General features: G+C 61.6%; 19 protein-coding genes. 11 read left to right on the forward strand and 8 right to left on the reverse strand.

The window, feature by feature from the left end:
- Positions 1–6: 6 nt before the first annotated feature.
- Both ppx and A4A58_RS08830 read left to right on the forward strand, forming a co-directional pair.
- Positions 7–1,512, forward strand: coding sequence for an exopolyphosphatase (ppx, locus tag A4A58_RS08825; protein ID WP_068731093.1), 1,506 nt, complete (start codon positions 7–9; stop codon positions 1,510–1,512).
- A 138-nt stretch (positions 1,513–1,650) separates the two neighbouring features.
- Positions 1,651–1,944 carry a hypothetical protein gene (locus A4A58_RS08830; RefSeq protein WP_068731094.1) on the forward strand — a complete coding sequence of 98 codons (294 nt, stop codon included), beginning with the start codon at positions 1,651–1,653 and terminating at the stop codon, positions 1,942–1,944.
- 87 nt (positions 1,945–2,031) lie between these two features.
- Here the strand turns inward: A4A58_RS08830 and rnd are convergent, their stop codons facing one another.
- The 3 genes from rnd to A4A58_RS08845 all read right to left on the reverse strand — a co-directional run bounded on the left by rnd (position 2,032) and on the right by A4A58_RS08845 (position 6,487).
- Positions 2,032–3,180 carry a ribonuclease D gene (rnd, locus tag A4A58_RS08835; RefSeq protein WP_068731095.1) on the reverse strand — a complete coding sequence of 383 codons (1,149 nt, stop codon included), beginning with the start codon at positions 3,178–3,180 and terminating at the stop codon, positions 2,032–2,034.
- A gap of 101 nt (positions 3,181–3,281) precedes the next feature.
- Positions 3,282–4,757: a protein adenylyltransferase SelO gene (locus A4A58_RS08840; protein WP_068731096.1), complete on the reverse strand. Its 1,476-nt coding sequence runs from the start codon at positions 4,755–4,757 to the stop codon at positions 3,282–3,284.
- 50 nt (positions 4,758–4,807) lie between these two features.
- A complete protein-coding gene (locus A4A58_RS08845; RefSeq protein WP_068731097.1) occupies positions 4,808–6,487 on the reverse strand; it encodes a methyl-accepting chemotaxis protein in 1,680 nt (559 codons plus the stop codon).
- Here A4A58_RS08845 and A4A58_RS30225 point away from each other — a divergent pair.
- Together A4A58_RS30225 and aspS are read left to right on the forward strand one after the other, a co-directional pair.
- Positions 6,459–6,686: a hypothetical protein gene (locus A4A58_RS30225; protein WP_139069811.1), complete on the forward strand. Its 228-nt coding sequence runs from the start codon at positions 6,459–6,461 to the stop codon at positions 6,684–6,686. The genes A4A58_RS08845 and A4A58_RS30225 overlap by 29 nt on opposite strands.
- A 309-nt stretch (positions 6,687–6,995) precedes the next feature.
- Positions 6,996–8,768 carry an aspartate--tRNA ligase gene (gene aspS / locus A4A58_RS08850; protein ID WP_068731098.1) on the forward strand — a complete coding sequence of 591 codons (1,773 nt, stop codon included), beginning with the start codon at positions 6,996–6,998 and terminating at the stop codon, positions 8,766–8,768.
- Positions 8,769–8,829: 61 nt separating this feature from the next.
- Here the strand turns inward: aspS and A4A58_RS08855 are convergent, their stop codons facing one another.
- Positions 8,830–10,812 (reverse strand): hypothetical protein, encoded by a 1,983-nt coding sequence (locus A4A58_RS08855; RefSeq protein WP_068731099.1) that lies wholly within the window; start codon positions 10,810–10,812, stop codon positions 8,830–8,832.
- 333 nt (positions 10,813–11,145) lie between these two features.
- On the opposite strand from A4A58_RS08855, the gene A4A58_RS08860 reads away from it, so the two are divergent.
- Both A4A58_RS08860 and A4A58_RS08865 read left to right on the forward strand, forming a co-directional pair.
- Entirely contained in the window at positions 11,146–13,455 is a 2,310-nt protein-coding gene (locus A4A58_RS08860; protein WP_068731100.1) for an NADP-dependent malic enzyme, read from the forward strand.
- A gap of 197 nt (positions 13,456–13,652) precedes the next feature.
- The gene (locus A4A58_RS08865) at positions 13,653–14,108 is read left to right on the forward strand and encodes a DoxX family protein (RefSeq protein WP_068731101.1); all 456 of its coding nucleotides are present in this window, start codon (positions 13,653–13,655) and stop codon (positions 14,106–14,108) included.
- 7 nt (positions 14,109–14,115) lie between these two features.
- On the opposite strand, the gene A4A58_RS08870 is transcribed toward A4A58_RS08865, so the two are convergent.
- From A4A58_RS08870 to A4A58_RS08885, 4 genes are all read right to left on the reverse strand, one after another.
- Positions 14,116–14,673 (reverse strand): dihydrofolate reductase family protein, encoded by a 558-nt coding sequence (locus A4A58_RS08870; protein ID WP_068731102.1) that lies wholly within the window; start codon positions 14,671–14,673, stop codon positions 14,116–14,118.
- Positions 14,674–14,695: 22 nt separating this feature from the next.
- Positions 14,696–15,640 (reverse strand): polysaccharide deacetylase family protein, encoded by a 945-nt coding sequence (locus A4A58_RS08875; RefSeq protein ID WP_068731103.1) that lies wholly within the window; start codon positions 15,638–15,640, stop codon positions 14,696–14,698.
- A 150-nt stretch (positions 15,641–15,790) separates the two neighbouring features.
- Complete coding sequence (locus A4A58_RS08880) at positions 15,791–16,366, reverse strand: glutathione peroxidase (protein ID WP_068731104.1); 576 nt, start codon at positions 16,364–16,366, stop codon at positions 15,791–15,793.
- 97 nt (positions 16,367–16,463) lie between these two features.
- Positions 16,464–18,071 carry a L,D-transpeptidase family protein gene (locus tag A4A58_RS08885; protein ID WP_349509572.1) on the reverse strand — a complete coding sequence of 536 codons (1,608 nt, stop codon included), beginning with the start codon at positions 18,069–18,071 and terminating at the stop codon, positions 16,464–16,466.
- A 229-nt stretch (positions 18,072–18,300) separates the two neighbouring features.
- Here A4A58_RS08885 and A4A58_RS08890 point away from each other — a divergent pair, with 229 nt between their 5' ends.
- The 5 genes from A4A58_RS08890 to A4A58_RS08915 all read left to right on the forward strand — a co-directional run bounded on the left by A4A58_RS08890 (position 18,301) and on the right by A4A58_RS08915 (position 21,535).
- On the forward strand, positions 18,301–18,816 hold the full coding sequence (locus A4A58_RS08890) for a CreA family protein (protein ID WP_086937008.1): 516 nt from the start codon (positions 18,301–18,303) through the stop codon (positions 18,814–18,816).
- A gap of 601 nt (positions 18,817–19,417) precedes the next feature.
- On the forward strand, positions 19,418–19,579 hold the full coding sequence (locus A4A58_RS31095; RefSeq protein ID WP_192855897.1) for a hypothetical protein: 162 nt from the start codon (positions 19,418–19,420) through the stop codon (positions 19,577–19,579).
- Positions 19,580–19,627: 48 nt separating this feature from the next.
- On the forward strand, positions 19,628–20,014 hold the full coding sequence (locus A4A58_RS08905) for a hypothetical protein (RefSeq protein ID WP_068731108.1): 387 nt from the start codon (positions 19,628–19,630) through the stop codon (positions 20,012–20,014).
- Positions 20,015–20,249: 235 nt separating this feature from the next.
- Positions 20,250–20,699 (forward strand): nuclear transport factor 2 family protein, encoded by a 450-nt coding sequence (locus tag A4A58_RS08910; protein ID WP_068731109.1) that lies wholly within the window; start codon positions 20,250–20,252, stop codon positions 20,697–20,699.
- On the forward strand, positions 20,699–21,535 hold the full coding sequence (locus A4A58_RS08915) for an SDR family NAD(P)-dependent oxidoreductase (protein WP_068731110.1): 837 nt from the start codon (positions 20,699–20,701) through the stop codon (positions 21,533–21,535). The genes A4A58_RS08910 and A4A58_RS08915 overlap by 1 nt, the downstream gene beginning before the upstream one ends.
- Positions 21,536–21,677 lie beyond the last annotated feature (142 nt).

The following is a 21,677-nucleotide window of genomic DNA, read 5'->3' on the forward strand; positions in this document are numbered from 1 at the left end:
AGCAACGTGGTAGCGCGTGCCAATCAACGCGCGACCAGCGTCGCCGTCATCGATATTGGCTCCAACTCGGTGCGTCTCGTGGTCTACGAGTCGCTGACGCGAAGCCTTGTCACGCTCTTCAATGAAAAGGCGCTGTGCGGTCTCGGCCGCGAAGTGCAGAGTACCGGGCTGCTGGCCAAGGACGCTGTCGACAAGGCGCTGACGGCGCTTCGGCGCTTCCGTGCGCTGTGCAGGGTCATGAAGGTCGGTCGCGTCTACGCGATCGCGACCGCTGCGGCGCGCGATGCGAGCAATGGACCTGCCTTCATCGCAGCTGCCGAGAAAATCTGCGGCTGCGAGATCCAGATCATATCGGGGCCGCGCGAGGCGAAGCTCTCGGCGCTGGGCGTGATTTCAGGCGTGCACAAGCCGGATGGCCTGGTTGGTGATCTCGGGGGCGGTTCGCTCGAATTGATCGATGTCAAAGGAAATGCGGTCCGGCAGGGCGTGACGCTGCCGCTCGGTAGTCTCGCATTGCAGGACGCCTCGCAGAAATCACCGAAGAAGGCCGAGCGCATCGTCCGGCTGGCGCTGGCCGATGTCGCGCAGCTCAAGACGGGCGCGGGTCGCAATTTCTATGCGGTCGGTGGCACCTGGCGTGCATTGGCGCGGCTGCACATCATCCAGAGTGGCTACCCGCTACGTGTGATGCATGGCTATTCGATCCCGGCGAACGAGGCGCTCGACTTCGTGCGCCGCTTGCGCCGACTCGCAACAGCCAACATTCTCGCCAATATCGAATCCATCGCCGAACAGCGCCAGCCGCTGCTGGTCTACGCTGCGCTCGTGCTTGAATATGTCATTCGCACCGCCAAGCCAAAGACCATCGTGTTCTCGACCTATGGCGTTCGCGAAGGCTTGCTGTACGAAATGCTGCCGCAAGCACAGCGCATGCAGGATGGTCTGGTCGGCGCCGCGCAGACCATGAACGAGTTGCTGTCGCGTTCGGCCCGCCACGCGCAGGAGCTGAGCGACTGGAGTGATCGGTTCGCCCGTGTCGCCAAGCTCAAAGAGACTGACGAGGATCGTCGGCTACGTCGGGTGGCGTGTCTGTTGTCCGATATCGGCTGGCGCGTCCATCCGGATCATCGCGGCGAGCAGACACTCAGTCTGATCACGAACGGCAATTTCGGCTCGGTCGATCATCACGGTCGCGCATTCCTCGCGCTCTGTGTGTACTACCGCTACGCAGGATTCGGCGCCGAAAACGAGCCCCCGGAGCTGGTCCGCGCGCTTGTCTCGCCGGCACAGGTCGAACGCGCCCGTTTGCTCGGCGCGCTGTTCAGGGTCGCGCATCTCATTTCGGCGGCGCGCCCGGGCGTACTGCCCGCCACGCATTTCGCCACCAAGGATCGCAAGATGATGCTCGTCTTCGAGCATCGCATGGTCGATCTCGTCGCCGACCGCGTCGGCAGTCGCTTCAAGCAGCTGGCGCGACTGGTCGGGAAGTCGGGTTCGATCGTCAGGCGATAGCCACCGCCGCTCACTCTGAATGGTACTACTGATTGCAGCGCGGCGTGACTCTCGGTTTCCGTGCGTATACTCTTTTCCGGTGCGGCCGTTTTGGTCCACGCGGCAAGTACATACGATTTCCGGACCGGGAGAGTCGAAATGTCAGCCCTTCTGATTAACCTTATCGTTCAACTGATTGGCGGCGCGATTGGCGGAAATGTTGCTGGTGGTGCATCGAAGTCTGTCGATCTTGGCACACTCGGTAACACGATCGCGGGTGCAATAGGTGGCGGCGTTGGCGGTCAAATTCTCGGAATGCTGATTCCTATGCTTTCAAACGCATCGACAACCACCGATATCGGTTCGCTGATCGGTCAGGTGGCCGGAGGCGGTGTCGCAGGTGCGGTGCTTACGGCAATCGTCGGAGCCATCAAGAACAGATCGGCGGCGTAAAGCGATCGTCATTGCGTCTCGCAGGGCGAGATGCTGTACGCCTCGCCCTGCGGCAGGCAATTAGAGCGCTACCTTGGACGACGCAGCCTACGCGCGATCCACCCGGATCACCCGGCCTTTTTCCATCGCCAATGCAAGGCGGCCATGCTTGAGCGCCAGGGCGGCCTCGCCGAACAACTCACGCCGCCAGCCGTGCAGGGCGCCGACGTCGGCATTGTCGTCGGTGGCGATCTGCTCGAGATCGTCGACGGTGGCGATGACCTTGCTGGCGACGGCGTGACGCTCGGAGGTCATGCGCAGCAATACTTTCAGTAGTTCGACGGTCGCCGCGCCGTTGGAATTGCCGCGCGGCTTCTCGATCTTCGGCAATGTGTTGGGGTCGCGGGCGATGCCACGCTGGACGGCGGCGACAATGTCGCTGCCCCACTTGGAGCGATCAAAGCCCTTCGGCAGCGAACGCAGGTTGGCAAGCTTCTCCAGTGAGGTCGGCGCGTGGGTCGCGATATCCCCGACGGCATCGTCCTTCAGCACGCGCGAGCGCGGCACATCGCGGCTCTGCGCTTCCTGTTCGCGCCAGGCAGCGACTTCCATCAGCACTGCGAGCTCTTTCGGCTTGCGGACGCGGGTCTTCAGTCGTTCCCAGGCGCGCTCGGGATGGAAATCATAGGTCTTTGGCGAGGTGAGAATTTCCATTTCCTCGCTGACCCAGTCGCTGCGGTCGCGCTTCTTCAGATCGGCATCGAGCTTGGCGAAGACGTCGCGCAGATGGGTGACGTCGGAGACGGCGTAGTGCAACTGCTCTTCGGTCAGCGGACGGCGTGACCAATCGGTAAAGCGGTGGGTCTTGTCGGGGCGGTGGCCGGTGACGCGTTCGACGAGCTGGTCATAGGCAATACTGTCGCCATAGCCGAGCACCATGGCCGCGACCTGGGTGTCGAAGATCGGATGTGGCACCACGCCGGCGCGGTGCACGATGATTTCGATGTCCTGCCGCGCGGCGTGGAAGACCTTCAGCACAGCCTCGTTGGCCATCAGGGCGAAGAACGGTGCGAGGTCGATGCCATCGGCCAGCGTGTCCACGACCACGGCATCCTCGGCGCTGGCCATCTGGACCACGCAGAGCAGTGGGTAATAGGTGGTCTCGCGGAGGAATTCCGTATCGACCGTAATGACGGGGTGCTTGGCAAGTCGCTCGCAGGCGGCGGTCAGCTGGGCAGTGGTCGTGATCAGTTCCATGGACGGTCCATAACGCTTTAACCAAGGCGTTCGGCCGAAAAACCTGTTGAGTCAAGGTGTTTCGGGCAGATTGGAGGTCTGCTCCGATAGAATGAGGGTGTTTAGGTGCCGCAGAAGGTCTTCAGTACGCGCTGATCCGGCTCCGGCGGCTCGGCGTAATCCGCCATCTCCGGTTGATCTTCATAGGGTTTCGCCAGCACGGCCAGCAATTTCTCGAACGGCGCGTAGTCGTCGGCCAGCGCCGCCTGGATCACCGCCTCGACGCGATGATTGCGGGGGATGAAGGCTGGATTGATCGTCTGCATGGCCTGATGGCGGGTACCGGCGTCCTGCGACTCCTGGCCGAGTCGCTGCCGCCAGTTCACAGCCCAAGCGTCGAACGCTGTCGGATCGATGAACAGGCCGCGCACGGCTTCGTCGTTGTCTGCGTCAACCGCGGCGGCGCCGAGGCGGCGGAAGGTCAAGGTGAAATCGGCCTGATTGGCCGTCATCGCGGTCAGCAGATCCTGCGCCAATGCGGCATCGTCCGGCTGGCTGGTGAACAGCCCGAGCTTCCGGCGGAGACCGGCCTGATAGGCCGTGTCGAAAATATCAGCGAATTCGCCCAATGCGGCCTGCGCAATCTCGATGGCGGTCTTCTCATCGCTGTCGATCAGCGGCAGCAGCGTCTCGGCGAAGCGAGTGAGATTCCACAGCGCGATGCGCGGCTGGTTCGCATAAGCGTAGCGGCCCGTCTCGTCGATCGAGCTGTAGACGGTGGCAGGATCGTAGGCGTCCATGAAGGCGCAGGGGCCGTAATCGATGGTCTCGCCAGATACTGAGCAGTTGTCGGTGTTCATCACACCATGGATGAAGCCGACATGCAGCCAGCGTGCGACAAGTTCGGCCTGACGGCGGATCACCGCATCGAGCAGCGCGCGAATGGGATGTTCGGCTTCGGCTGCGTCGGGATAGTGCCGGGCGATCACATGATCGGCGAGTTGTTTCACCCCGGCGATATCCTCGCGCGCGGCAAAAAACTGGAAGGTGCCGACGCGGATGTGGCTTGAGGCTACGCGCGTCAGCACGGCGCCCGGCAGCATCGTCTCACGCTGAACCCGTTCTCCCGTGAGGACGGCGGCGAGGGAGCGGGTCGTGGGAACGCCCAAGGCGGCCATGGCTTCGCTGACGATATATTCCCGGATCACCGGACCAAGCGCAGCACGGCCATCGCCGCGGCGCGAGAAAGGCGTCGGACCGGAGCCCTTGAGCTGGATGTCGCGGCGCACGCCGTCGCGGTCGATGACTTCGCCGAGCAGGATAGCGCGACCATCGCCGAGCTGCGCCACGAAATGTCCGAACTGATGTCCGGCATAGGCCATCGCGAGGGGGGCGGCGCCATCGGGTACGCGCTTGCCGGCGAGCACCTCAACGCCCTCGGGACTGGCCAGCCAATCAGGATCGATGCGGAGTTGGTTGGCCAGTGCGCGGTTCAGCTTGATCAGCCGCGGCGTCGCTACCGGCGTCGGTGCGACGCGGGCGAAGAAATTCGCGGGCAGGGTGGCATAGCTGTTGTTGAACGGGAAGTGGACTGTCATGGCCCCAAGATGGGGGGCCATGACGTGTTAGGCAACCGCTGAAAGCGGTCTCAGGCGGCGCGAACCGTGTCGAGGAACCGGTCGACTTCGTCCTTCAGGCGATTGCTTTCGAGCGACAGCGACTGCGCTGCAGCAAGCACCTGAGTGGAGGCCGAGCCGGTCTCGCTGGCGCCGCGATTGACCTCGGTGACCTCGCTCGCGACCTGGGTGCTGAGCTGGGCCGACTGCTGGACATTGCGCGCGATTTCCTGGGTCGCCGCGCCCTGTTCCTCGACCGCCGCGGCGATGGCCGACGAGACTTCGGAAATCAGCGTGATGGTCGAGCCGATCTCCTTGATGGTTTCGATCGTCTCGGCACTGGCCGCCTGCATGCCGGCGATCTGCATGCTGATTTCATCGGTGGCTTTAGCGGTCTGTGATGCCAGCGCCTTCACCTCGGCGGCGACAACGGCGAAGCCGCGGCCGGCTTCACCGGCACGCGCGGCCTCGATGGTGGCATTGAGCGCAAGCAGGTTGGTCTGTTCGGCAACGGCGGTGATGAGCTTCACGACGTCATCGATGCGTGCAGTGGCCTGCGTGAGTTTGATAATGCTTTCATTGGTCTTCTCGGCCTGCAGCACGGCAGTCGAAGCGATACGGTTCGATTCATGAACCTGGCGGCCAATTTCATTCACCGACGAGGTGATTTCTTCCGTTGCCGCGGCCACCGACTGAACGTTGCTCGACACCGTATGCGATGCAGACGCTGCAGAGCCCGACAGCGTCATGGTGATATCCGACGTGCGGGTCAGCGTGGTGGCGGAGGCTTCGAGTTCGGTCGAGGCCGATGACAAAGAGCCCACCAGTTCGCTGATCATCGACTCGAAGTTGCTGGTTGCCTTCGTGATGGTTTCTGCACGGGCGGCCTTGATGGCGGCTTCGGCGCCGGCGGCCTGATCTGCCGCACGCTTGGCGATGAGGGCATCCTTGAAGATTTGCAGCGCGCTGGCGATACGGCCGATCTCGGTGCTTTCGCCCTGATGTGGAATGACGGCCTCCAACTGACCATCGGTCAACTGGCCCATTGGCTTCAGGATCGAGGCGATGCCGCCGGAGATGTCGCGCACCAGATACATGGCTGCGCCGAGGCCGAGCACGACCGAGGCGCCGAGAATGATAACCATCATCCAGATCGCGTTGGCATAGGTGGCGTTCGCATTGCTGCCGGCTGCTTCGGCGCCCTTGTCGTTCAACTCGACGAGCTTGGCCAATGTGCCGTCCATGGCGCGGCCGGTCGGGACGACCTTCTTGGCGTTGATCTCTTTGGCGGCGTTCACGTCGCCCTTGTTGGCGAGGGCCTGGACGTCGTTGCCCGCGGCGATGAAAGCCTTCCATTCTGCGTCGAGCTTGTCGGCCAATTCGCGCTCTGCCGGCGATGACACCAGCGGGGCATAGGCCTTTGCGGCCTTTTCAAAGTCCGATTTGCGGGCGGCGAGGTTCTTGTCGACATCCGGACGGTCGGCATCGGCCACGATCAGGTGGTCGCGCAGCACTGCGCGATACCGCGCCGACTGAACGCGCATCTCACCGATCCAGCGGACGCTGGGGAGCCACTGCGTCTGGATATCCTGGGTCGCTGCGTTGATGGCTCGCATCTGCATGAAGGCGAGGGTGCCGATACCCGCGATCACCATGGAGAGAAAAGCGACAATGACAAACAGCTTGGTACTGATTGAATATCTGGCGAGCACGAACGTATTCCTCGGCGGTTCTAAGGCTGCGACGCCGGTCAGCCGAAATGGCGGCTGCCTTGGGTTGCGGCAGGGCAAGAAGCAGCAAGTTCCAGTTGAAGAGCCTGCCTTCAAAACGGGCAGGATTCACAACACGACAGTGAACGGCGGTCGTCAACGTTCAGTAAATTTTGACGCAAATACCACTTTAAGTGATTGAGTTTGGTGCTGAAATACCGATGCCGCGCACTTGGTTACTTGGCGTGCACGATCTAAGGTAGTTGATTATTTCTTGTACAATCATGTAGTTCCCGCATTGCGGGAGATTTTCTTATCGCCTGATTGCGATTTGAAATGAGGATCTCAAATTTCTCGTCTGGACCCCTCGCATGACGCAGCAGCGGGCCGCAAATTCGGGCGATCTGATCGCCGAGCTTTGGTTGCCGCGTCGGATGCGGTCGGGTAAACCCTGCGCTTCGCGCTTGATCGCGAACCCGATTCCGCCCTCTGACGTATTTCCAGGATACCCATGCATCGCTACCGGTCTCACACCTGCGGCGCGCTCCGCGACAGCCATATCGACCAGACCGTTCGCCTGTCGGGGTGGTGCCATCGTATCCGCGACCATGGCGGCGTGCTCTTCATCGATTTGCGCGACCATTACGGCCTGACGCAATGCGTCGCCGACCCGGACTCGCCGGCGTTCAAGGTCGCCGAGACGCTGCGTTCGGAATGGGTCGTGAAGATCGACGGCAAGGTGCGTCGTCGTCCCGGTGGCACCGAGAATGCGGAACTGCCGACTGGCGATGTCGAGATCTATATCGATGCCATCGAGGTGCTCGGCCCCGCGGCCGAACTGCCGCTGCCGGTGTTTGGTGATCAGGACTATCCGGAAGACATCCGGCTGAAGTATCGCTTCCTCGACCTGCGCCGCGAGAAGCTGCACCAGAACATCATGACCCGCGGCGCCATCGTCGACTCGATGCGCAAGCGGATGAAGGAGCAGGGCTTCTTCGAATTCCAGACGCCGATCCTCACCGCGTCGTCGCCGGAAGGCGCACGCGACTTCCTGGTGCCGTCGCGCATCCATCCCGGCAAGTTCTACGCGCTGCCGCAGGCTCCGCAGCAATACAAGCAGTTGCTGATGATGTCGGGCTTCGACCGCTACTTCCAGATCGCGCCATGTTTCCGCGACGAGGATCCGCGCGCCGATCGTCTGCCGGGCGAGTTCTACCAGCTCGATCTCGAAATGAGCTTTGTCGAGCAGGAAGACGTGTTCGCCGCCGTGCAGCCGGTCATCACCGGCGTGTTCGAGGAGTTCGCCAAGGGCAAGCCGGTCAACAAGGACTGGCCGAAGATTCCTTACGCAGAGTCGCTCCGCAAATACGGCACCGACAAGCCGGATCTGCGCAACCCGATCGAGATGCAGAACACGGCAGAGCACTTCCGCGGCTCCGGCTTCAAGGTGTTCGCGCGCATGCTCGAAGACGACAAGAACCAGGTCTGGGCGATCCCCGGTCCCGGCGGCGGCAGCCGTGCATTTTGCGACCGCATGAATTCCTGGGCGCAGGGCGAAGGCCAGCCGGGCCTCGGTTACATCATGTGGCGCGAGGGCGGTGAGGGTGCAGGCCCGCTCGCCAACAACATCGGACCGGAGCGTACCGAAGCGATCCGTCAGCAGCTCGGCCTGAAGGCCGGCGATGCCGCGTTCTTCGTCGCGGGCGATCCCGAGAAATTCTACAAGTTCGCCGGTCTCGCACGCACTAAGGTCGGCGAAGAGCTGAACCTGATCGACAAGGAGCGCTTTGCGCTGGCCTGGATCGTCGATTTCCCGATGTACGAGTACAACGAGGACGACAAGAAGGTCGACTTCTCGCATAACCCGTTCTCGATGCCGCAGGGTGGCATGGATGCGCTGGTCGGGCAGGATCCACTGACCATCAAGGCCTTCCAGTACGACATCACCTGCAACGGCTACGAGATCGCGTCGGGCGGTATCCGTAATCACAAGCCAGAAGCCATGGTGAAGGCATTCGAGATCGCCGGTTACGGCGAGGAGACGGTGGTCGAGCGCTTTGGCGGCATGTATCGCGCCTTCCAGTACGGCGCACCGCCTCATGGCGGTATGGCGGCAGGCGTCGATCGTATCGTGATGCTGCTCTGCGGTACGAACAACCTGCGCGAGATCTCGCTCTTCCCGATGAACCAGCGTGCTGAAGATTTGTTGATGGGCGCACCGTCAGAGGCTTCGCCGAAGCAGTTGCGCGAGGCGCACATCAGGCTGAATCTGCCGGAGAAGTAATCTTCGTGCTTGTTGTCACCTCTCCCGGCCGGGGAGAGGTGACAAGGCTGCAACGTCTTTCCTACGGGCTGATCTGCACGTCGATCTGGAACAGCGCAAAGGCGACCGACGGGTCGGTCTTCATCAGCTGCATGAGCTGCATCACCGGCAGTTTGGCGCGCGGCGCGATCTTTAGCGTTAGCGTGCGCAGCGGCTTTTCGAGGAAGTTCATGGCGGCATTCGTCAGTGCATCGGTAGTGGGATTTGCTATCGGCACCGCCGCATCAAGTTTCATGATGCGCTCCAAAATGACGCGCCGCGCGGTGTCCTTGTCGATCTGCTGCCGGCGCGCATATTGTGCGACGGCGAGATCGACAGCGCCGAGATCGCGGACGACAATCTCGATTGGGCCGATTTCCATTTGGGTCGCCATCAGCAGCGCTTGCTGCGAATTGGTCGTAAACAGGCCGCGATTGACATTGCCTACCGATGCTTTCGCCGTAACGGCGAACAATCCGTCGATTTCGAAGGTGACGGGATCAAGTATCAGCTTCCGTTCGCTCTCGCTCCAGGTCTGGCCAAGGTCCGCGGTGACGGTGGCGTAGTCGATGCCGACGTCACGCAGCACGGTGAAAGGCTCGCCGTCCTTGCTGTCGATCGGTCCGGTCATCTTGAGCGAGAAACGGGTATTGCTCGGGACGGGTCCGACGAACTGCCCCCAGTTCAGAGTGGCATTCTCTATATTGATCAGTTTGCCGCTCTTCTTGTGCGGCGCCACCATATGCCTGATCTCGATACCTTCGAGTGCCGACAGCAGGCCCAATGCGGCCTCCGGCGAAGCTGACTTCGTCGACGTGACCAGCTGAGACAGCTGGCGCATCAGTCCGGAGACATCGAATCCCTTCAACGCAAAACGCCCGATCTGGACGGGCCCGTCCGGCGATTTGCCATCCAATCCCTCGAGGGCGAACGTGCCAATCTTGCCGCGGTCGAGGTTGAAACGCATGGCTGCGAGCTTCAGCCCGTTTTGCGGGACGTCGAGCGAGAGGCCGGTTATCTCGGTATCTGCGATCTGCATGCCTTCGTACAGGCTGGCCACACTGTCGATCATGCCGCGGATCTTGTTGACATCGGGCGCGGCGACCGGAGACGGTTTGAAGGCAAGGATATCCTGGATCTTGAATTTCGACGGTTGGATTTTGATCTCGCCGACCTTCATGGCCTCGATGCGAAAGAGGGGCCCGCGGTCTGTCTGGATGGTCGAGGGGCCTGCTTTTGCGGGGCCCTGCACACGGTAGAACTGCGCATCGTTGGCTCGGGCCGGATCGAGAATTGCCGCAGTTGCAGTAGCGTCAAAATCCTGCATCTCAAAGTTGGCGAATTCGACCGTCATTCGCTCCGTCTTGCCCTTCTGGGTGACGGTCACCGTCATCCTGAGACGTCCGGTGCTGATCGACGCGATCTGGCCGTTACGGATGTCGTGCAGCACTACGTCGGAATATTCCGTTTCGGAATTAGCATCGGCGACGTTCCCGCTCGTGGTGTTGACAAGGCTCGACGCTTTCACCGAGCGGGCCTTGATTGTCGCGAGTTGTTCGAGCGCGAAGCGGTACATGTCGAGCGATGATGACGACTTCAACTGGCTCTGCAGCTGCGTCGGCCCCCTGAAATCCGAGATCTGCAACGTTGGGAGCTTAAAGCTTGCGGTGACTCCATCGGGGACCGCCAGCGGACCGCTGGCATCGACATTGGTCATATCGATCGTGTCGGCTGTGAAATCCGCACCGCCCTGCAGCCCAAGCCCCTTTGCGCTGAAGCGGCCGATCTTGATGCTGGCGGGGCGAGGCGCCGTGAACTCCACAGCGACGTCCGAAATGGTGACGGTGCGGTGCCAAAGGCTGAAGGCAAGGTCGCCGCGTTTGGCCTGTCCGCCCCCGGCACGAATCTGCGCAAAATTTGCTTCGATTTCGCCGACGATCCGGTGCTGGAAATAGGCTTCGGCACCGAAATAGCAGCCGAGCACGATCGCGGCGGCGGCTGCGAGGCCGATAAGGATTTTTAACACCTGATTTCTCCGCTGGCGGCCGATGCGACGAGCAAATGCCTGACTTCCGCCAACGATCGAATTTCAGCGCCAAAACATCATCAGACACATTTGCGTGTGGTGGCACCAAGGTACCTTGCTCCACCCCGGCCGGGCAAGGGGCGGTTGCCTCTTGAAGCGCTTGCTCGCGTCAGTCGGTTAAGGACGGGAAAGGCTTGACCGGGGAGGGAAGGGGTCACAGACATGCGAATTGGGGCGGTTGCGTCGGGGCCGTCTGGCACGATAGACATCACGCAGAATTCGCCGAACTATCCCTTCATCAGTCCCTTCCGTTCGGCCCCGCCCGGAGCACGCATGTCTTCTTCATCCTCCGACGATCTTTCGCGCGCGGCGCTTGCCTATCACCGCCTTCCCAGGCCGGGTAAACTCGAAATCCAGGCTACCAAGCCGCTCGCCAACCAGCGCGATCTGGCGCTGGCCTATTCGCCGGGCGTGGCGGCGCCATGCCTCGCGATCGCTGCCGACCCCAATGAGGCAGCATCGCTGACCTCGCGTGCCAATCTTGTGGCTGTCGTCTCCAACGGCACGGCTGTGCTCGGTCTCGGCAATATCGGCCCGCTGGCCTCGAAGCCGGTGATGGAAGGCAAAGCGGTCCTCTTCAAGAAATTCGCTGGCATCGACGTGTTCGACATCGAGATCGCCGCCGACACCATCGAGCGCGTGGTCGAGGTTGTCTCGGCACTGGAGCCGACCTTCGGTGGCATCAACCTCGAGGACATCAAGGGTCCGGAATGTTTCGAGATCGAGGCGCAGCTTAAAGAGCGGATGAAGATCCCGGTGTTTCACGACGATCAGCATGGCACCGCCATCATCGTCGGCGCCGCGATCAAGAATGCGCTGCTGCTCAACGGCAAGAACATCAAGAACGTCAAGATCGTCTGCTCGGGTGCTGGCGCTGCGGCGATCGCCTGTCTCAATCTTCTGGTGTCGCTGGGCGCGCAGAAGAAGAACATCTGGGTCTGCGATATCGACGGTGTCGTGCATGAGGGCCGCAACACCCTGATGGATCGCTGGAAGGCGGTCTATGCGCAGAAGACCGATGCGCGCGTGCTGGGCGATGTCATCGCCGGCGCCGATATTTTCTTGGGCGTCTCCGCTCCGGGCGTGCTGAAGCCCGAGATGGTCAAGGCGATGGCCGACAAGCCGCTGGTGATGGCGCTGGCCAATCCGACGCCGGAGATCATGCCGGACGAAGCGCGCAAGGCACGCCCGGACGCGATGATCTGCACCGGCCGGTCGGACTTTCCGAACCAGGTCAATAACGTCCTTTGTTTCCCGTTTATCTTCCGCGGTGCACTCGATTGCGGGGCGACGGCGATCAATGAGGCAATGAAGATCGCTGCCGTCGATGCCATCGCGCAGCTTGCGCAAGACCCGCCGTCGGATGCCGTGACCGCCGGCTTCGACAACGAGACCCAGGGCTTCGGTCCGGGGTCGCTGATCCCGAGCCCGTTCGATCCACGCCTGATCCTGCGCATCGCGCCGGCCGTCGCCAAGGCGGCGATGGAATCCGGCGTGGCCTCGCGCCCGATCGCCAATTTCGAGGAATACACCGCAGGTCTCGAGCGTTTCGCATTCCGCTCCGGTCTGGTGATGAAGCCGGTCTTCGCGAAGGCAAAGACCCAGCCGGTGCGCGTGATCTATGCCGAAGGCGAAGACGAGCGCGTGCTGCGCGCCGTGCAGGTGGTGCTGGAAGAGAAGCTGGCGCGTCCGATCCTCGTTGGCCGTCCGTCGGTCGTCGAAGCCCGCATCAAGCGGTTTGGTCTGGCGATCCAGGCCGGCCAGGATTTCGACCTGATCAATCCCGAGGACGATCCGCGTTATCGCTCTTACGTGCAGTCCTATATCGACGTGGCCGGCCGTCGCGGCGTGACGCCGGATGCGGCGCGCACGGTCGTCCGCACCAATGCGACGGTGATCGCCGCGCTCGCCGTGATCCGCGGCGAGGCGGATGCAATGATCTGCGGCGTCGAAGGCCGCTACATGAGCCATCTGCGCCATGTGCGCGAGATCATCGGCTTCCTGCCGGGCGTCAGCGATTTTGCAGCGCTGTCGCTGATGATCACCAGCAAGGGTGCGCACTTCATCGCTGATACGCAGGTGCGTCCGAATCCGAGCGCGGAAGAACTCGCGGAAATCGCGGCGCTCGCTGCCAACCACGTGCAGCGCTTCGCCATGAAGCCGAAGATCGCTTTCGTGTCGCATTCTGACTTTGGCAGCTACGATACGGACTCTTCGCGCAAGATGCGCCGCGCCGCAGCATTGCTGCGTGAGAAGCATCCGGAAATCGAGTCCGATGGCGAAATGCAGGGCGACACCGCGCTATCGGAAGCGGCACGCAAGATCGTGCTGCCGCATTCGAAACTCGAGGGCTCGGCGAATGTCCTCATCATGCCGACGCTCGATGCCGCCAATGTCGCTTATCAGATGATCAAGACGCTGGCGGATGCGCTCCCGGTCGGCCCGATCCTGATCGGCCCGGCGCGTCCGGCGCATATCCTGACGCCGGGGGTGACAGCGCGTGGTATCCTCAACATGACGGCGGTGGCCGCTGTCGAGGCGCAGGAGCGGGCTGGGCGTCCGCAGGCGAGCCTATTCGGCTAGCGCGTTCAGTCAGCCTCGCGCTGGCTGGATGCTGCCCGGCTATTGCGCTTTTGGATAGTTCGCCAATCTGAGAAGCATCGCGACAAATGGATGACGCCAACGAGGTCATCCATTTGTTCGTTTGAAAAATGTGATGGAATGATCATACTCGTCACGTATTTCGACGAGTATTCATTGCAGTCCAGCGAGGCCGACCAATGCCAGCGTTTATTACTTTCGGGCGCATTCTCTTTGCCGTGATCTTCATTGCGTCCGGCGCATCCAAGTTTCTCGACCTCAGCGCAACTGCGGATGCAATCGCGAGCAAGGTTATCCCGACGATCCCCGCAGTCGTGACGCCCTATGCGACGCAGCTCGAAGGGCTGGCGGGCATGGAATTGAAGCAGATTCTCGCAATCGCCGTTGCAACACTGGAACTGGTCGGCGGTATTCTCGTCGCGCTGAATCTGGGTGCGCGCTTCTTCGCCCTGGTGCTGGTGCTGTTCGTGATGGCCGCGACTTTCTACTTCCACGACTTCTGGAACCTGACAGGCCCTGAGGCCAAGAACCAGATGATCCACGCGCTGAAGAACCTATCGCTGATCGGCGGCCTCTTCATGATCGCCGGTATCGGCCGCAGCGCGCGGCTGCCGGGCGGCTACAACGAAGTGTAGTTGTCGTTCAGGACACCCGCCGCCAGGCCGTTACTGTGACTTCATGCGCGGCGTCGAGGATCTGGACCTCGCTCGCTTGCAGGCCGTGACTGGAGAGAATGTCCTGCGGTGATCGTTCGGGGACGCCGGGGAAGCATCCCTCGCCGCCGGGCAGGCGGACATGCGGCGCCTGCGACAGCCAAAACACGTCGATGCGATCAAAGAACATCTCGAATACGCTGGGGCCGCCGATGACGGCGACGGTGCCGGCATGAACGCCCGCATGCGCGCAAGCGTCTTCGAAAGATGCACCGGCCGGATTCCACAGCGTGGCTTTGTTGTTTTCGGGATCGGGGCCTACGGCAGCGATGCTGCGGCTGACGATGATGCGCTTGCGCTTCGGTGAGTTCGGCTGATCCTCGAACGAATGCCTGCCGTGCACGATCAGGTCGGCGCGGTCGAGACCTGCGGTGAAAAAGGCGAGGTCGCCGGGAAATTTGAGGGTATCGGGCATCACGCCACTGGCGTCGGCGAGCATGCCGTCCGCCGAGACGATGACGTAGCCGTTGAAACGAAATGCGGGCATCAGGGGCGTCGACGAGTCCTCATTATTCCGAGATCGTCTGGACGACGCTGTTCACGGGACGGCTGCTGACCGTCGGCAGCTTTGCGTCCTTGACGATGGCTTCATCATAGGACGCGATGGTCTGCACTGGCGCCTTGGCACGCATATGCACGACCTTGTAGCCACCGGCCTTGAGCTTGCGCAGCAGGGTCGGCAGCGCTTCGGCGGTGTGCTTCTGGAAGTCGTGCATCAGGATGATACCCTTACCGAGCTTGTCGAGCTTGGTCATCACATTGGTGATGACCTGTTCGGACTTGCGCGTCTTGAAGTCGAACGAGTCGATGTCACAGGAGAAGATCGCCATGTTGCGCGTGCCGAGATAGGTGACGATTTCCGGCGGGTGCTGGAGCGCCGGAGCGCGGAAGAACGGTGCGGGGGCCGAGCCGAGTGCCCACTTCACGGCGCTGAAGCCTTTCTCGATTTCATCGATACGCTGCTGCTGGGTCAGTTTCTTGTTGGTCAGCGCGATATGAGCCCAGGTGTGTCCGCCGATGGTATGGCCGGCCGCAGCGACCTGCTTCAGCACTTCCGGATAATAGGTAGCGTGCTTGCCGATCGGGAAGAACACTGCCTTGACGCATTCGTCGGCCAGCGTCTTCAACACGGTCGGCGTTGTGGTCTGCCACGGACCATCGTCGAAGGTCAGTACCACTTCCTTGTCACGCAGGAAGTCGAGCTGCTTGAAATGTTCGAAGCCGAAGCCCGGACCACCTGTGGTGTCGATCTCGACCACACGGCTAACGCCGAGCGCATCAGGATTGGCGCAGGTCGATTTGGCGGGGGCAGGTGCAGCCGCGGGCGCCGGTGGCGGCGCGGGCGTTGCCGCGGGGGCGGGGGCTGCAACACCGGCTTTGGGCGCCTGCGCCTGTGCGCCTGCTGCCCACAATGAAATAGCGCTCGCAAAAATCAGACCTGCCGCACTGCGCATCACGTCCCCCTTGACCTGCGACCAGCGTCGTCAGCGAGGTGGCCGGGCTGATCCAGATGGTCGTGACCGCAATTCTAGCGCGATTTCAGGCGGTACCGCTATGGCAACGCCCCTTATCCCCAGTAAGCGCCTGGATCGATATTGAGCCGCTCAAGCCGCGGTCAGGGCGCGTCCGACGGCGGTCTTGATGCGTGTATCGGTCGGTTCGAATTCGGAGGCAAAGGAGTCGGTGAGGTAGCCGTCGCGCCCGACCAGATATTTGTGGAAGTTCCACCGCGGCAGGTCGCGCGGCCGTGCCTCTGCCGCCCATTTGTAGAACGGGTGTGCGTTCGGTCCCTTCACGACGGTCTTGGCTGCCATCGGGAAGCCAATGCCGAAATGTCCCTCCGCAATGTCGGCGATCTCCTTGGCGCTGCCCGGCTCCTGTCCGCCGAAGTCATTGGAGGGCACGCCGATAATCATCAAGCCGCGCTCGCGGAATTCGGTCCACAACGTCTGAAGGCCGGCATATTGCGGGGTGAAGCCGCATTGCGAGGCGGTGTTGACCACCATGATCGGCCGGCCGGTGTAATCGGAGAGCTTGATGTCGCCGCCCTTGAGGCCGGGAAACGCGAAGCCATAGGCAGTCATGCGGCTCACGGCGCCTTGCGCCGATGCGTGACGCGCGACCGCCACAGCACTTGCCGCGCCCAATACCGTTGTCAGTATCTGCCTGCGATTGATCATCGCCATTCGTCGTAGCCCAGCCTGTTTCGCGAGCAGAGTAGCGTCATCTCCGAGATGACGCACTCAACAAGCTGTTACAGGGCCGGAGTGAACGAGGCTAGCGCAGCGGCACCACGAATTCGGTGCCCTGGCCGGTCTCGCCGCCGGCGGCAATGCCCTGATCGGACACCACGATGGAGCCGCCACTCGCGAGCGCTTCGGTAATCTGTGCCATGGCGTCCGCAGGGATCGTCAGGCGGTCGAGCGCTTCGGCGGCGCTGTTCGGCAGCGGCCGGGTTTTCACCTCAACCGCACCAGTGGATTTGCGGCGACGCGAAACATTGTCGTCCTCGTCGGCGCGACGCGGGACGGCAGGCAGCGAGACTGCGGTCCAGTGAAATGCCTTGGCATCATCCTTGTCGGTGCGGGCGGTAAAGATGTGAGTGCCGAGCGGGCGATCGCTGGGCTTGATGGCGATCGGCGTCTCGAACAGCGGCGCGAAATTCTGCCGCACATAGAGCTTGCTGTCCTTGCCGCTGACCAGCACGGCAATCTGGCCGGACCGCTTTGGCGTCGCATCGGCAGCGGGCGCCGGGGAGGCCGCGGGCATCTCGGCCTTCGCTGCATCCGCAGGGCGCGTTTCGTCCTTCTTGACGTTAGCTTTTGCGATTTCTGCCTTCGGGGCTTCCGTCTTGGCGGGCTCAAGCTTGGCTGGCGTTTCCGCGACGGTCTCAGCCGATTTAACCTCGGTCGTTGGCAGTTCGACGACTTTGGCAATGGCGGCGTCGAGATCGCGGCGTGTCATGATCTCGGGCTCTGCGGCCTTAACGGCGGTTTCGACCCTTGCAGGTGTGGCGTCCGACATCACAGTCGCAGGCGCCGGTTTTGCCATCGCATTGCTGGCATCGGCGGTCTGGGTCTTGTCCTGAGTCTTGGCGCGGTCGGCGGCGGATGGCCTCAGACCGATGTCTTCGGGCTTCGCATCTGCCGACGCCTTATCAGCCTTGGGCGACGCCTGGACGTCTTGAGACGCCGCTGCCGCGACTGGACCCGGCGCGGCCTTCTGAGTGGCGAGCAGAGGATGCGAGATTTCCGCCGGGGAGATTTCGCCGGGCGCGATGATGACGCGGGCGCCCATGCGGGTCCAGCCCCAGATCCTGGTCGCAAAGGCCATCGGCATGCGGATGCAGCCATGGGAGGCCGGATAGCCCGGTAACGCGCCGGCATGCAGAGCGATGCCCGACCAGGTGATGCGCTGCATGTAGGGCATCGGCGCGCCGCTATAGATGTTGGAGCGGTGCCACTTATTCTTCTGGATGATGCTGAACACACCCATGGGCGTCGAATGGCCGCGCATGCCGGTCGAGATCGGTGTTTCCGCGAACAGGCCGTTGGCGTCGAATACCCGCAGCGTTTGCCGCTCAATCGAGATGGCGATCACCAGCGGGCCGACCGGCTTGGCGTGTTCCTTGACCTGCTTTTCGAGTTTGGCGCCAAGGCGCTTCAGCTTCTTCTGGCGCTGCTGCGGTTGCGGCGCCGGCGGTTCGATCTCCCGCATGATCATCGGGTTTTCGTCGGTCCAGAACACCGCCGCATCGGCAGGCGCCGCCACGGTCATGCCGGCCATGGCAACCAGCGCGATCCGCAGGAGGCTGCCGGAAAAAATCGTGCTGCTCAGAAAACGGCTTTTGTCTCCCGGTTCACGCGACAATTGAAATGCACCCACGTCCAGTATCCTCGAATCCATCTGAAAACATTAGTCTCGCAGGCGCGAGATGGGTTCACCAGCATGGGTGAGCTGGCTACCGCTGAGTCGGGATCAGCCTAGCAAAAAAGCCTCACATTGAATTAACAGAGGGGCATCCTGGCTTCCGAATCCGTTTGGAATGCCTACATATTCCGGATCGGTCACGGAGAGTTGCATGACGTTTAATGGATCTGGCGCGCTGACCAAAATGCTGCGGCGCGGCGTTCTGGCGCTTTCGGCGCTCGCGGTGTTGGCGGCTACTCCGGCGCAGGCTGCGGATGAACCGGATCTGATCTTCCGGCGCTCCACCGTGTTCAAATGGCTCAGCCCGAACGACAAGCTGGCGACCTACGGCGTGGACGACCCCGAGGTCGAGGGTGTGGCCTGTCACTTCACGGTGCCTGAAAAGGGCGGCTTCAAGGGCTGGCTGGGTCTGGCCGAGGAGGTCTCGGACATCTCGCTGGCCTGCCGGCAAATCGGCCCCATCAAGTTCAAGGACAAGAGCGATCAGGGTGAGGACATGTTCCGGCAGCGCCGGTCACTCTTCTTCAAAAAGATGCAGATCGTCCGCGGCTGCGACGCCAAGCGAAACGTGCTGGTCTATATGGTCTATTCGGACCGGATCATCGAGGGTTCGCCGAAGAACTCGACGTCATCAGTTCCGATCATGCCTTGGGGGCAGGCAGACGCCGCCGTGCAGAAATGCGGCGACTTCATCAAATAAGCGAGCTATCGGCCGCTAGAACCTAGCCGTGCTTCGCTATTTAGCGGAGTGGGTGATGACGCGCTTTGTGCGCAAGCGGTCCCAGGACTCCTGGGGCTGTGGGTCGCGATAGCCCACGAGCTGGACCAGCTTCTGCGGATAGCACTCGTTGCCGTGCGAGCCGTAGCCTTGCTGCGACATGGCGCCTTGGCATTTGGAGGGCGGGCGTACCGTTGAGATCAGTGGCCGTCCGGGTGCGCTGATCGGGGTATCCTTGCCAACGTCGTTGTTGCCGGTTCCCACGACTGCATTCCTTCTCTTCGAGGTGAACAGAAACGCGCAGTCGCCTGAAAAGGTTGCATACGCTCTCCTGAAGTCGCTTTAGCCGCGTTTCGGTTCAGTTTTGTTAAAGGCGTGCGACAGCCGGACGAACTTTCTAGACATCCTTTCCAAGGCGTTCGCAGATTTGCCGCCCGGATTGTGTCGTCGGCATGGGCGCCACGAAACAATTCGACGGGGGACGAAACCATTTTCCTCTTGGGCCGCAGACGTGCCGAAACGCCGGTTCGTTATCCATTCGCCAACCACGCGGCGGGCGGCGCTGCCGAACTGGAGACGTCAGATGCGCACCATCAGCTTCATCCTCGCTTTCGCCTTCATCCTGGCCGGCCCTTCGATGGCAGGTTCCGCTGATGGTAACCTGCCGGGTATCGGCACCTTCGCCTTTACCGGGGCGCCCGTGATCAGCGCTGATGCGCCGATGGTTGTCGCCTACGCACGCTGATTTCGATCGCGTGCAGACAACCTGAGAAACAACAAGAAAAGTTTTGAAATGACCCGACCACGTGTTCTGACCGCCATTGTTGTCGCTGTCACCCTTGCAGGTTCCATTACGGGAAGTGGGGCGCAGGCGCAGATCTGGTCGTGGCGGAAGTTGCCGGACCAGCGTGGGGAATTCGTTCGTTTATGCTCGCCGCATATGGTCGGGCGCTGGGCGCATCCGGAAGAGGTGTGCGGCTGCCTGCATGACCATGCCGTAGCAGCGGTGGAAGACGCCGATCTGCGGGAGGCGCTGCTGCGCGGTATCAGCGAGCGCGGCGTGCCTACCATCGAGAAGGACTGGATCCCGGCATCGAAGCAGTCGATGATCAGCGCGACCTTCACGCAGATCGCCAAGCCGACCCTGCAATGCATGTATGATCCGGCGCCGCTGGATTAGTACCGGAAGCCATATCCAAATCTTTCACATCCAAGCCCTTCAAATTCAGATCTTTGATACAAAAGCATCTGATATCCGAGTGATAGTTTTGCGCTGCACCGTCGCGCCGAAATGATAGCGGATTTCTGTCTTTCCCTCTCGTCATCCTGTCACGGCCGATGATAGCGTTTGGTTTCGCTGACCGTTGGGCCGGCGAGATTCGCTACTGTTAGTTCGGCGGAAACCGAGGGATTTTATGCGATTTGTTTCGATCGGCCTTGCCTGTGTATCAATATTTCTGACCGGTGCAGCGTTGGCCGCAGACACCAGCAACCAGGAAGCTAACAAGAAAGTTGTCGTCGAATTCTACGACAAGGGTCTCAACCAGAAGGACTTTGAGGCGGCATCCAAATATTTCGGTCCGCGTTACGTTCAGCACAATCCCAATGCGGCTGACGGCATCGAGGGCTTCAAGGGCTTTATCGGTTTCCTGCGGGAGAAATTCCCGGACTCGCATAGCGAGATTAAGCAGGTCTTCGCCGACGGCGACTATGTGATCCTGCATGTCCATGCTGTGCGCGAAAAGGGCACGCGCGGCAACGCGATCATCGACATCTTCAAGCTCGAGAACGGCAAGATCGTCGAACATTGGGACGCCGTTCAGCCGATCCCGGAAAAATCCGCCAACACCAATGGCATGTTCTGATGGATATGGCTCGGCCTCATCGTGACGACCGATTGAAGGGCAAGGTCGCCATCATCACCGGTGCGGGTTCTCGCGGTGATGGCGTCGGCAACGGACGTGCCGCAGCGGTGTTGTTGGCGCGGCATGGGGCGCGTGTTGCTCTGGTCGACACCGACGCAAACGCTGCCGAGGAAACAGCGCGATTGATTGCCGCGGAGGGCGGGGTCGCGCAGATCTATGACGGCGATGTCAGCGATCGCGCATCATGTGAGGCGATCGTCGAACGCACTGTCGAAGGCTTCGGCCGGCTGGACATCCTCGTCAACAATGTGGGCCTCACCGGGCCGCGCGGCGATGCCATCGAGGTCGATGACCTCGCCTGGGACAGCGCCATGCGCATTAACGTCGCCTCGATGATGCTGATGGCGAAATATGCCATTCCGGAAATGATGAAATCCGGTGGCGGCTCGATCGTCAATTTGGCATCGATCGCCGGCCTGCGTGGTGGCCATCCGAGCTTGTTGTATCCAACGTCGAAATCGGCGGTGATCGGCCTCACCAGAGCAATGGCGGCACATCACGGTCGCGCTGGCATTCGCGTTAACTGCATCGCTCCCGGCACGGTCTATACGCCGATGGTGGCGTCGCGTGGCATGAGCGATGAGATGCGCAAGGCGCGCGCAGCAGGCACACTGCTGGGTACCGAAGGTACCGGCTGGGATATCGGGTATGGTGTTCTGTTTCTTGCCAGCGAAGAGGCGCGCTGGATCACAGGGATCACGCTGGCGATCGATGGCGGTGCGAGTGTGGGCCAGACCGGTTCACCGGTGCCGCCAAGCGAGCCGCTGCGGCATTGATGAGCATGTCTTGGACTAGGACGGATCGACATTCATTGGCTCCAGATCATCGCTGCAGCGAGGTGGATAAAGCCGGCGAAGTGAGAAGTTCGTCGGTCATAGCGTGTGGCGAAGCGCCGGAAGTGCTTGAGACGACAGAAGC

The organism is Tardiphaga robiniae (assembly GCF_001618955.1).
Taxonomy (GTDB): domain Bacteria; phylum Pseudomonadota; class Alphaproteobacteria; order Rhizobiales; family Xanthobacteraceae; genus Tardiphaga; species Tardiphaga robiniae_A.

Coding starts and splice junctions, on each gene's coding strand:
- A4A58_RS08865 (WP_068731101.1), top strand. CDS start 13,653: ATGCCAGCGTTTATTACTTTCGGGCGCATTCTCTTTGCCGTGATCTTC.
- aspS (WP_068731098.1), top strand. CDS start 6,996: ATGCATCGCTACCGGTCTCACACCTGCGGCGCGCTCCGCGACAGCCAT.
- A4A58_RS08875 (WP_068731103.1), bottom strand. CDS start 15,640: ATGCGCAGTGCGGCAGGTCTGATTTTTGCGAGCGCTATTTCATTGTGG.
- A4A58_RS08830 (WP_068731094.1), top strand. CDS start 1,651: ATGTCAGCCCTTCTGATTAACCTTATCGTTCAACTGATTGGCGGCGCG.
- rnd (WP_068731095.1), bottom strand. CDS start 3,180: ATGGAACTGATCACGACCACTGCCCAGCTGACCGCCGCCTGCGAGCGA.
- A4A58_RS08915 (WP_068731110.1), top strand. CDS start 20,699: ATGGATATGGCTCGGCCTCATCGTGACGACCGATTGAAGGGCAAGGTC.
- A4A58_RS31095 (WP_192855897.1), top strand. CDS start 19,418: ATGCGCACCATCAGCTTCATCCTCGCTTTCGCCTTCATCCTGGCCGGC.
- A4A58_RS08905 (WP_068731108.1), top strand. CDS start 19,628: ATGACCCGACCACGTGTTCTGACCGCCATTGTTGTCGCTGTCACCCTT.
- A4A58_RS08860 (WP_068731100.1), top strand. CDS start 11,146: ATGTCTTCTTCATCCTCCGACGATCTTTCGCGCGCGGCGCTTGCCTAT.
- A4A58_RS08910 (WP_068731109.1), top strand. CDS start 20,250: ATGCGATTTGTTTCGATCGGCCTTGCCTGTGTATCAATATTTCTGACC.
- A4A58_RS08890 (WP_086937008.1), top strand. CDS start 18,301: ATGCTGCGGCGCGGCGTTCTGGCGCTTTCGGCGCTCGCGGTGTTGGCG.
- A4A58_RS08840 (WP_068731096.1), bottom strand. CDS start 4,757: ATGACAGTCCACTTCCCGTTCAACAACAGCTATGCCACCCTGCCCGCG.
- A4A58_RS08870 (WP_068731102.1), bottom strand. CDS start 14,673: ATGCCCGCATTTCGTTTCAACGGCTACGTCATCGTCTCGGCGGACGGC.
- A4A58_RS08880 (WP_068731104.1), bottom strand. CDS start 16,366: ATGATCAATCGCAGGCAGATACTGACAACGGTATTGGGCGCGGCAAGT.